This window comes from Grimontia sp. AD028 (genome assembly GCF_000973155.1).
GTDB lineage: Bacteria > Pseudomonadota > Gammaproteobacteria > Enterobacterales > Vibrionaceae > Enterovibrio > Enterovibrio indicus.
Map to the genome: position 1 here is coordinate 20958 of NZ_LASY01000010.1, position 10519 is coordinate 31476.

The following is a 10519-nucleotide window of genomic DNA, read 5'->3' on the forward strand; positions in this document are numbered from 1 at the left end:
TGACGATAGTTTTTATACTCTAACAGGCCGTCAGTTGACGATAAAGTCGCCTAACTCACTGCCTTCCCTTTTTTTCAACCTCAACCAATCTGTCTGAGGTAGCCGCACGTCGACTAGCAAATGTCCGTCCTGCTCGTATTCTTCATGCGTAATACAGCGCAACTGACAGAATTTACTATGCATTCTGCCGATAGCCGCAGGTGGAATACGTAAGCGATAGCTTACCATAGTCCCCGCCAGCCTCTCGGTCAGTGCCTCAAAAAGAAGATCTATGCCCTGATCTGCCAGTGCAGATACATAGACAACACGGGGTAAACCTTCTTCATCACGCTCAATGCGTGGGGAGGCTTCATCCATGTTGTCGATTTTGTTCATCACCAACAATGTTGGGATTTCATGAGCATCGATTTCTTCAAGTACCACGTCAACCGCTTCGATGTTTTCGCGGAAGCGATCATCACTGGCATCGATAACATGCAGAAGCAAAGCTGCTTCCTGTGTTTCCTGCAAAGTGGCTTTAAACGCAGCTACCAGATCATGGGGTAGGTGACGGATAAAACCAACAGTATCGGCAAGAATCACATCCCCGACATCTTCCACCTCGATTTTGCGCAATGTCGGATCCAGCGTTGCGAAAAGCTGATCCGCCGCGTAAACCCCCGCTTCAGTAATACGGTTAAAGAGGGTGGATTTGCCTGCGTTGGTGTATCCCACCAGCGAAACGGTTGGCACTTCAGCACGACTTCGAGCACGTCGGCCCTGTTCGCGCTGTTTAGACACTTTCTCAAGTCTACGCAAAATTGCCTTAACGCGATCACGCAGCAATCGACGGTCAGTTTCAAGCTGGGTCTCACCCGGACCACGCAAACCAATCCCCCCTTTCTGACGCTCCAAGTGCGTCCAGCCTCTGACGAGTCGGGTGGAAAGGTGGCGAAGCTGCGCCAGCTCGACCTGCAACTTACCTTCGTGAGTGCGGGCACGCTGTGCAAAGATGTCCAGAATCAGACCAGTGCGATCAAGCACTCGACATTTGACCAGACGCTCGAGGTTTCGTTCTTGCGCAGGAGAAAGCGCATGGTTGAAGATAACAATGTCAGCCCCTGTCAATCGAACAGCATCAGCGATTTCTAGGGCTTTACCTTCACCAACGAAGTATTTGGAATGCGGGGACTGCCGACTGCCCGTAATGGTTTGCAGCCTGCTAACCCCCGCTGACGATACCAGCATTTCAAATTCGCTGAGATCTTCCCATTCGCCTTCCTGGGTGAAGTTGATATGAACTAAAACAGCCTGTTCACCGGCTTCATAACGGTCAAACAAGCGATCAACTCCTTACCAAAGGATTATTACTCCTCAGTCTTCTCTTGCTGACGTTCGTTTGGCGAACGCTCAGAGTTGTTGTGATGGTGGTTCACTGGGCGAGCTGGGACCACGGTAGAAATCGCGTGCTTGTAAACCATTTGATTTACAGTGTTTTTCAGCAGGATCACGAACTGGTCAAAAGATTCGATCTGGCCCTGAAGCTTGATACCGTTTACCAAATAGATAGAAACAGGTACACGTTCACGACGCAGTGCGTTCAGAAATGGGTCTTGTAGAGATTGCCCCTTAGCCATTTTTAATTTTCCTTATTGGTTTGTAGTTGTATTAGCAACAATAAAATCAACAATGCCGCTTACAACAACCCAAAGTATACCTGTCTCTTCCTGGATCAGGTCAGACACTTTGTGACTGTTTGTAACGATAGCTCGGCATCGTCGCTATCAAGCCATGTCAAATTGTCCCAGCTGCGAAGCCAAGTGATCTGACGTTTGGCTAACTGACGGGTTGCGCACACACCGCGATAAACTGCATCGTCAAGCGAACAGCTACCCGCCAAATAATCCCACATCTGTCGGTACCCAACGCAGCGGATCGACGGCATATCCGGATTCAGATCGCCACGATCATACAACTTGCGTACCTCCGCTTCGAAACCCGCTTCCATCATTTTCTGGAAACGCAACTCAATACGGCGATGCAGTTCTCCCCTTTCCTTAGGGGCTATAGCAAATTGGTGAACCTCATATGGCAATGGTTCACCTTTGGTTTCGGTCAACTCAGTGAGAGTTTTACCCGAAATACGAAAAACTTCCAGCGCTCTCGACAATCGTTGAGGATCATTCGGGTGGATCCTCGCACCTGCGACAGGGTCAATGTTGCATAACTCATCATGCAAAGCCTGCCAGCCGTGTTCCTTTGCTTCCTGTTCAATTTTAGCGCGAATCGCTGGATCCGCGGGTGGCAAAGGTGACAAACCTTCTAATAATGCTTTGAAGTAAAGCATGGTACCACCAACCAAAAGGGGAATTCTCCCTTTTGCGACAATCTCTTCCATTTCCCGCAAGGCATCAGCACGGAAATCAGCCGCTGAGTAAGCTTCTGACGGATCGAGGATGTCGATCAAACGGTGTGGAGCCAGTGCCAATTCATCTTCAGTTGGTTTGGCGGTGCCGATATCCATCTCTTTATAGATAAGGGCGCTGTCGACACTGATGATCTCGACAGGAAATTGTTTTCTCAGGCCGATCGCCAGATCAGTTTTACCCGACGCGGTCGGCCCCATTAAAAAAATTGCCTTCGGCAATGGCTTAGTCATGTTTAAAAGCTTCTATTGCCGCTGCTACGTCAACCGGACGCAACAACGTTGAATAATGCGCCGCCAGCCTTTCCTGCCAGCAGTTTTCTAAGTCAGAGATCAGTGTAACGGCTTGTGACAAACCATAGACGTCTGTTTTTTGCGTCGCCTGAGCTGCAAACCAGTTTGCCAGCAACTCAGCCGACAAAGTGTCAGGTTCGCTGGTAAGAAATGTCATCAACGAAGGAATGAGCTGCTGCAAGTTATGATTGCGTACAGGCTGACAAACCGCCATCACCATCAATTGGGTTGGCGACTTTTGACGAAGAAGCATACCAAATTGCTGAAGCAGACTTTCATGTTTCGCAATCAATGCCAATTCTTCCGTCGAAGCGGGCAGCGCCTGTGGGATCAGAAGCGGTTGTGCTTTCAAGCCTTCACCCTCTGCCGCAGCATGGAATTGTCCAAGCATGGCGAGGTAAGAAGCGGCATCCAAATCCAGCAGGGCAATACCCTCGGCGCGTTGAAGCAGCAAATACCTAGACGACACCACAGCCAACGCCTTACCTAAGCCATTTCCTGCATGCCCGACGGAGACCGGTGTTTGCACCACTGATGAAGGCGTAAAGACAGGTGGTGCTTCGGCTACCTGCGTATCCGCAGCTGGGACAACAGGCGTTGTCATGAGTGCTTGATACACTTTTTGCTCACGCTTTGAAGGGGCGTTATCACCATATTGCTCTCGGCGCGAGCCGCTGCCAGATGATTGGCTAAGGCTTGAACCTCGTGGACTTTGCCCTGACGACTGTGGCCGCCATTCTGTGTATTCAGTCTGACCGGGGTAGTTTGAGTATGAGGCATTTCCCGCCCCCTGAGGCTCCAACGATTCGAGAGTTTCAGATGCGGGGGTATCAGGCGTGATTTCAGGTTGGGTAGCACTCTGCCCACTGCTGAGATCACTCACTGGTGGATGTTCAAACTCAAGTGCAGGCGCTTGTTCCGCCGCAACTTGCATCAGGGCATCAGCTACAGCCTGGTAGATAAAGTCATGCACCAAGCGGGCCTGATGAAAACGGACTTCATGCTTGGCTGGATGAACATTGACATCCACCTGGTGCGGGTCGATGTCAATGTAAAGAACGTAAGCGGCGAATTGATCGGGACGCAATGATGCTTCATAGCCCTGTCGAATCGCGTGATTGATGAGTTTGTCTTTCATCATCCGCTGGTTCACGAAGCAGTGCTGAATATCGTTCTGTGCCCGTGCACCTTCCGGTGTACAAATCCAGCCATGAAGGGTTAAACCCTGATGTTCAAGGCTCACTGCCACAGAGCTTTTTACAAACGGCGAACCGCAAATAGCCGCCAGTCGCTTTTCACGCTGCACATCATTCGATGCCGCGCGGTACTGGCGCACGATGGTGCCGTTGTGACGAAGGGTTATGGCCACATCGAAACGGCTCAGCGCAATGCGCTTCAGAAGCTCATCAATATGGCCGAATTCAGTTTTGTCAGTACGGAGAAACTTGCGGCGGGCTGGTGTATTAAAGAATAAATCCACCACTTCAACCGTCGTGCCGACTGGATGAGCTGCAGGTTTAACCTGCACTGCCATATCACGCCCTTCCGCATAGGCAGAGCAGGCTTCTGATTGAGTGATCGTTCTCGATGTCAGGGTGAGTCGCGATACCGAGCTGATACTCGCCAGCGCCTCACCACGAAACCCAAGACTGATAATCGCTTCGAGGTCATCAAGGCAGGAGATCTTGGAGGTCGCGTGACGGCTGAGCGCCAATTCGAGTTCTTCTTTGGCAATGCCTGAGCCATTGTCTCGAATACGGATAAGCTTGCTGCCGCCTTTTTCGATATCAACATCAATGCGGGTCGCCCCCGCATCAATGCTGTTTTCAACGAGCTCTTTAACAACAGAAGCAGGCCTTTCAACCACTTCGCCTGCCGCAATCTGGTTTGCCAGACGTGCAGGTAGGATTTGAATTGCCATGCTTAACTCCCGGGAATAATCAGGGTCTGGCCGATAGCCAACTCGTCAGAACGCAACTTGTTGGCACGACGGATACTGTCTACCGTCACCCCATAATTGCTGGCGATTTTACCCAGATACTCTCCGCGTTGCACTTTGTGCTGCTTGTCTTTGGGCTGGACACCCACAATTTTCAGTCTCTGTCCTATCGCCAATTCATCTGAGCGCAGCTTATTGGCACTGCGAATACTGGCGACACTGACATCGTATTCCTGCGCGATTTTACCCAAGAACTCTCCACGTTTGACAGTGTGAGTCACGGTTTTACCCGAAGGTGACGCGGGTTTTGCACTGGCACCTGAAGACGAAGGTTTCGAGGCGCTAGTCAATGCTCCAACATTGACATCAGGCACTGTCAGAACCTGACCAACTTTCAGGTTATTGGACTTCAAGCCGTTTGCCGCTTTGATCGCCGACACTGAGCTGCCGTATTTACTAGCGATGACAGACAGAGACTGGCCTGACGTGACTTTGTGTTTAACGCCGTTCTTACGCGCAGCCATCAAGGTGCCGTCTGGCGGGAAATCCTCAAAATAGGTCAACACACCTTTATATACAGCATTGGCAATCTTGTTTTGGTGGCTGGAGCTCAGCAACAGCTTTTCTTCCTGCGGGTTGGTGATAAAACCCGCCTCAACCAACAGAGATGGAATATCTGGGGATTTCAGCACAGCAAGACTCGCGTGTTCCGGGCTGGATTTGTGAAGTTTTGTCACTTTACCCATTTCTTTCAGCACGCGAACTGCAACGTCATACCCCTCTTTCTGTGAGTTACTGAACTGCAAGTCCAACACCGCACGGCTCAGATATTCGTCCTCGTTGTCATTCAGCAGCGCACCACCACCTAACAGGTTCGATTGCTCTTCGTGCTTCTCAATCCAACGACCAATTTCACTGTTCGCGCGACGACGGGACAGCACCCATACAGACGCTCCGCGAGGCTGCGGTTTGTGGAAACCATCAGCGTGAATAGACACCAACAGATGCGCTCCCTTACGGCGGGCAATATCCGAGCGCTTGTTAAGATCGACGAAGTAATCACCATTACGCGTCAGTACCGCTTTCATGCCTGGCACCGCGTTAATCTTGGCGGCGACTTGGCGCGAAATAGCCAGTGTTACGTGCTTTTCGTATTTACGTCGCGGTCCCACGGCACCCGGATCGTTTCCTCCGTGGCCTGGGTCAATAGCGATAATAATGTCGTCGGTACCAAACGGCAGTGCGGTCTGGGTTTCGGCTGTAGCGGCAGGCTTGGCAGGTTTCACCGCGACGGTTTTCTTTCCGTGAGGAATATCAATCACCAGACGGTGGCCATATTCACCGCCGGGTGCCAGCGGAAACAGGCGCGGGACACTTTGATCCTTAAGTTCAAAGACCAAACGGTATGTTTTGTTGTCAGGCGGATTGCTCTTGCGGATTTTCGTCAGAATTTTACTGTCGCTGACCGCTTTAGGCAGCGTCATCCCCAAGGTCGTGTCTTTCAGATCTACCACCAGGCGATTAGGTTTGGTCAGGGTAAAATAGGTATAGGAAGGCTCATCGGCCAAATCCATCACCACGCGCGTTTCATCCGGCGCAGGCCAGATCCGCACATTTTCCAGTGAATTAGCCAGCACAGGAGAAAGTGCACCTAACCAGCATAGCAACCCTGCTAACACGCCCCGCCAAAGCATATCGTTATTTCCACTCCAGTTTTGCCAGCAACGCTTCACCAACAGGCGTATTGGCCTGAACCTGCACTGTGCGTTGTTCATCGTTATATTTCAGTGTGATATCAAGATCAGGTTGCGGCAACAAACCTTCGCCTTTTTCTGGCCATTCAACCAAACAAAGTGCGTCAGGTGTGAAGTAATCCCGAATCCCCATGAATTCAAGCTCTTCAGGATCAGCCAATCGGTACAGATCAAAGTGATAGACTTGCCAGCAATCCAGTTGGTAGGGTTCAACAAGAGTGTAAGTCGGGCTCTTTACGTTGCCAGCATGGCCAAGAGACTGGATGAATCCGCGAGAAAAAGTGGTTTTTCCTGCGCCCAGATCGCCATGAAGATAAATGGTTGTTTGCTGCGCGCAGGCGGCTGCGACAGCTGCACCAAAGGCCACTGTTCCTTGCTCATCGGCAAGTTCAGTCATAAAAGTCTGTGTCATGTTTCTCACTGCTTTTCTGCGATGGGGCGCTACCCTATCGCGATTCTGTTTTTATGTTGTTGCCAAGAAGCGGGAGCAAATCACTGGCGATCAGGCCACGCTCACCGTCTTGTGCAGCAATATCTGCTGCATAGCTATGTAAGTAGGCACCAAAACTGGCTGATTCCGACAGCGAAGACATCTGTGCTACGCATCCGGCAATCACACCGGTCAGAACATCCCCCATGCCGCCACTGGCCATTCCAGGGTTGCCTGCATCGATGATCTGTAAAGTGCTGCCATCATAAACGATTGTGCCTGCACCTTTAAGCACCACTACGCCACCATAGCGTTTATGTAACTCTTTGACGGCAGAAAAACGATCCCGTTCAATTTCTGTTACGCGAGTACTCAATAAATTTGCGGCTTCTCCAGGATGTGGAGTCAAAATCCAGTTATCCCTGCGCATCGGGAAGCATGCCAAGAGATTCAGTGCGTCTGCATCCACCACCATGGGGCTCCCACACGCCACCGCGGCATCAAAGAGTTTCTTCGCCCACTCGCTTTGACCAAGACCGGGACCAATGGCAATCACATCAGCCCATCGCAGTGTTTCGTCTAGCGCTTCAATGCCGTCACCTTCAAGCCACCAGTGTGTCATCAGTTCAGGCTGACGGGCCAGCACTGCCGGAATATGGCTTTCATCAGTGAGCACCGCGACGAGGCCGGCACCGCTTCGCAGTGTCGCCTGACCACTGAGAATAATTGCCCCACCCATTCCTTTTTGGCCACCAATACATATGACGCGTCCAGCATGCCCTTTGTGTGCACTATTTTGGCGTTGTGGCTCCAGTGTCTTGGCATGAGAAAGCGTCAGCAGTGTAGACGAAGCAGGGATATGCGCAGCAAACTCCTCTCCAATACCCAAACCGTCATAGAGAATGTCACCACAATGATCGCGCGCCTTGCCGGTAAAGAGGCCTTGCTTCAACCCTACAAAGCTAACCGTACAATCTGCAATGACGGCCTCACCCCAGATGTGTCCGGTATCCGCATCCAAACCGCTCGGAAGATCCACCGCGATCTTGGGGCAGTTAATCGCATTGATAGCATTCACTGCTAACAGGTGTGCGCCGGATAAATCGCGGCTGAGCCCGGTACCAAAGAGCGCATCAACGATCAGATCATAATCACCATCAGGAAAGGCACCTTGCCCAATCAAGCCACCAGCAGCCACAAACTTCTGCCGCGCATTTAACGCATCGCCGCTAACACTAGATTGGTCGGCAACCGACCAGAGGGTCACCGGCATATTGGCTTCCAGAGCTAATCTCGCAATAACATACCCATCACCGCCGTTATTACCGCTACCACAACATACGAGGATCGACTCAGCATCAGGCCAACGATCTTTGATCGTTTCAAAGACAGCACGGCCTGCGAGTTCCATCAGGTTGTACATTTCTACGCCAAGATCTGCTGCGATCTTGCGCTCTCCGTCTCTGACCTGATCCGATCGGTAAAGCGAGTGTGGTAGACTTGCGCTCATCTTAGTTTTTCCTTGCTGATCTTATGTCTGAGTCCCGATCTTCATCGTCGATCAATTTTACCCAACTTGCTGAAAATATCAGGCAATGGGGACATGAACTAGGATTTCAGCATATTGGGATCACTGATGTTGATCTCAGTCAGCATGAAGCTCAGTTGCAACGCTGGCTCGATAATGGCTATCACGGGGAAATGGATTGGATGGCACGCCATGGCATGATGCGCGCCCGTCCTCAGGAACTGGTTGAAGGCACAGTCCGCGTGATCAGTGCCAGAATGAACTACCTCCCGCCAGATGCGGGGTTTGCCAAAACATTGGAAACGCCTTCTCTCGCCTATATCAGTCGTTATGCGCTCGGCCGTGACTACCACAAACTCATCCGCAACCGCCTGAAAAAATTAGGGCAGCGAATTGAAGAAGAAGTTGGGAAATTCGGCTATCGACCTTTTGTCGACTCTGCCCCGGTTCTGGAACGTCCACTGGCAGAGAAGGCAGGTCTTGGATGGACAGGCAAGCATTCGCTGTTGCTCAGTGAAGACGTCGGTTCCTGGTTTTTTCTGGGCGAACTGCTGATTGATCTGCCCTTACCAGTGGATGAGCCGACAGAAAGCCAGTGTGGCAAGTGCGTAGCATGTATTACCTCTTGCCCAACAGATGCCATTGTTGGCGACACCATTGTCGATGCCAGACGTTGTATTTCTTACCTCACGATTGAACTTGATGGTGAAATCCCAGAAGAGTTTCGCGAGGCGATGGGGAACCGGATCTATGGCTGTGATGACTGCCAGTTGGTTTGTCCATACAACCGCGAAGCTGAGTTAACCAACGAGTCTGATTTTTATGGGCGAGAAAGCTTGGTCCAGCAACCTCTGAAAACGCTGTTTAGCTGGGACGAATCTACATTTTTAAAAGAAACTGAAGGTTCGGCCATTCGCCGTATAGGCCACGAAAAATGGCGCCGCAACCTCTCTGTGGCCATGGGAAACGCCCCTTATGATCCAGAGATTATTGAACTTTTGGAATCGGCCAAAGGATTCTCTGCTATGCTTGATCAGCACCTTGATTGGGCGCTTGAACAACAGATTAAACGCCGGAATGAACATGCTGTTGATGTTCTGCCTTCCTCAACCAAGAGGTTAGTCAGAATCGTTCAGAAAGGTCTACCAAGGGATGCCTAAGCGCAATCGTGCGGTAGTGGAAAGTCACCTATCTGCTCAAAATTAATGCAAAAACAAGACATAGATTCACTTCTTCTGCGAAATGTGGAAAACCTTTTCAGTACGCTATAAAACAGTGCATGCTGATAAAGTTAAACACACTCTGTGAATAATCTCAGATGAAAGTCACGAAAGGTGATGAAACTGGGGATAATCTTTTGAAAACATTGAAACTCGAAACTTTAAAATCATTAAAAACATAGAGTTACAATAAAAACAATTCACAGGGATCAGTTTTCCACCGATCAACATCCGCACAAATAACTCTGAGTAACGTCACATCTTCTGATATTCATCAACGGCTTTACCCACAAGCAAGACTTTGTGGATAACTCTGTTAAGAAACACGATAAAAAGGTGCTCAAAGCGCGATGCAGACACGTTCCTGCAAAAAACTCATTCAGATTGTATTTGGGCTAGACCTTGCCCGGAGATAATGCTTCACAGCATTAAAGACAACAACCCGCTACACCCTAAAAATAACTGGTGCATTCAATGCGGAGTGTTGGTGCTTACAGATGATGTTCTGTAAGAAATTTGGAGCGACACACGAGGTTCGAACTCGTGACCTCAACCTTGGCAAGGTTGCGCTCTACCAGCTGAGCTAGTGTCGCATTCAAAGAGCGTCCGAAATGCTTCGGTAAATTTGAATCAAACGGCTAAATTTGCCATTCGAGCTTTCTTATCGAAAGAAAATTTGGAGCGACACACGAGGTTCGAACTCGTGACCTCAACCTTGGCAAGGTTGCGCTCTACCAGCTGAGCTAGTGTCGCTTTTTGTTCCAACAGTGTTGGATTATTTTTTGTTTTTAGCAGGTTAGGCTTAGCCTGTTCTGCGCTTCCCGAAGGAATTCAAAATTTGGAGCAGCACACGAGGTTCCCGATCTTCAAGGCTTAGGCGTGACCTCAACCTTGGCAAGGTTCCTTGCGTGTGGTGTTTCCCGAAGGAAATCAAAATTTGGAGCGACACA

At 50.2% G+C, this 10519-nt stretch carries 8 protein-coding genes and 2 tRNA genes; 1 reads left to right on the forward strand and 9 read right to left on the reverse strand.

The genetic code is table 11. The annotated features are described in order from the left end of the window. Positions 1-30: 30 nt before the first annotated feature. The 7 genes from hflX to RN22_RS02750 form a co-directional block, all read right to left on the reverse strand. Positions 31-1320 (reverse strand): ribosome rescue GTPase HflX, encoded by a 1290-nt coding sequence (gene hflX, locus RN22_RS02720; protein ID WP_046302986.1) that lies wholly within the window; start codon positions 1318-1320, stop codon positions 31-33. Between the two features lie 26 nt (positions 1321-1346). Continuing rightward, on the reverse strand, positions 1347-1616 hold the full coding sequence (gene hfq, locus RN22_RS02725; protein ID WP_002539397.1) for an RNA chaperone Hfq: 270 nt from the start codon (positions 1614-1616) through the stop codon (positions 1347-1349). A 95-nt stretch (positions 1617-1711) separates the two neighbouring features. After that, a complete protein-coding gene (gene miaA, locus RN22_RS02730) occupies positions 1712-2638 on the reverse strand; it encodes a tRNA (adenosine(37)-N6)-dimethylallyltransferase MiaA (RefSeq protein ID WP_046302987.1) in 927 nt (308 codons plus the stop codon). Further along, positions 2631-4619: a DNA mismatch repair endonuclease MutL gene (gene mutL, locus RN22_RS02735; protein WP_046302988.1), complete on the reverse strand. Its 1989-nt coding sequence runs from the start codon at positions 4617-4619 to the stop codon at positions 2631-2633. Before mutL ends, miaA begins: the two co-directional genes overlap by 8 nt. Before the next feature lie 2 nt (positions 4620-4621). After that, on the reverse strand, positions 4622-6331 hold the full coding sequence (locus RN22_RS02740) for an N-acetylmuramoyl-L-alanine amidase (protein ID WP_046302989.1): 1710 nt from the start codon (positions 6329-6331) through the stop codon (positions 4622-4624). Between the two features lie 4 nt (positions 6332-6335). Beyond that, complete coding sequence (tsaE, locus tag RN22_RS02745; protein ID WP_046302990.1) at positions 6336-6803, reverse strand: tRNA (adenosine(37)-N6)-threonylcarbamoyltransferase complex ATPase subunit type 1 TsaE; 468 nt, start codon at positions 6801-6803, stop codon at positions 6336-6338. A 34-nt stretch (positions 6804-6837) separates the two neighbouring features. Then, positions 6838-8331 (reverse strand): bifunctional ADP-dependent NAD(P)H-hydrate dehydratase/NAD(P)H-hydrate epimerase, encoded by a 1494-nt coding sequence (locus RN22_RS02750; RefSeq protein WP_046302991.1) that lies wholly within the window; start codon positions 8329-8331, stop codon positions 6838-6840. Positions 8332-8381: 50 nt separating this feature from the next. Between RN22_RS02750 and queG the strand changes: the two genes are divergently transcribed. Continuing rightward, the gene (gene queG, locus RN22_RS02755; RefSeq protein ID WP_156168157.1) at positions 8382-9509 is read left to right on the forward strand and encodes a tRNA epoxyqueuosine(34) reductase QueG; all 1128 of its coding nucleotides are present in this window, start codon (positions 8382-8384) and stop codon (positions 9507-9509) included. A 577-nt stretch (positions 9510-10086) separates the two neighbouring features. Here the strand turns inward: queG and RN22_RS02760 are convergent. Together RN22_RS02760 and RN22_RS02765 are read right to left on the reverse strand one after the other, a co-directional pair. After that, positions 10087-10162, reverse strand: a tRNA-Gly gene (locus RN22_RS02760). Positions 10163-10246: 84 nt separating this feature from the next. Further along, positions 10247-10322 (reverse strand) — tRNA-Gly (locus RN22_RS02765). Positions 10323-10519 lie beyond the last annotated feature (197 nt).

What these genes read in the sequence shown, in the direction of transcription:
- hfq (WP_002539397.1), bottom strand. Translation starts at nt 1,616, where the DNA reads ATGGCTAAGGGGCAATCTCTACAAGACCCATTTCTGAACGCACTGCGT.
- miaA (WP_046302987.1), bottom strand. Translation starts at nt 2,638, where the DNA reads ATGACTAAGCCATTGCCGAAGGCAATTTTTTTAATGGGGCCGACCGCG.
- mutL (WP_046302988.1), bottom strand. Translation starts at nt 4,619, where the DNA reads ATGGCAATTCAAATCCTACCTGCACGTCTGGCAAACCAGATTGCGGCA.
- RN22_RS02740 (WP_046302989.1), bottom strand. Translation starts at nt 6,331, where the DNA reads ATGCTTTGGCGGGGCGTGTTAGCAGGGTTGCTATGCTGGTTAGGTGCA.
- tsaE (WP_046302990.1), bottom strand. Translation starts at nt 6,803, where the DNA reads ATGACACAGACTTTTATGACTGAACTTGCCGATGAGCAAGGAACAGTG.
- RN22_RS02750 (WP_046302991.1), bottom strand. Translation starts at nt 8,331, where the DNA reads ATGAGCGCAAGTCTACCACACTCGCTTTACCGATCGGATCAGGTCAGA.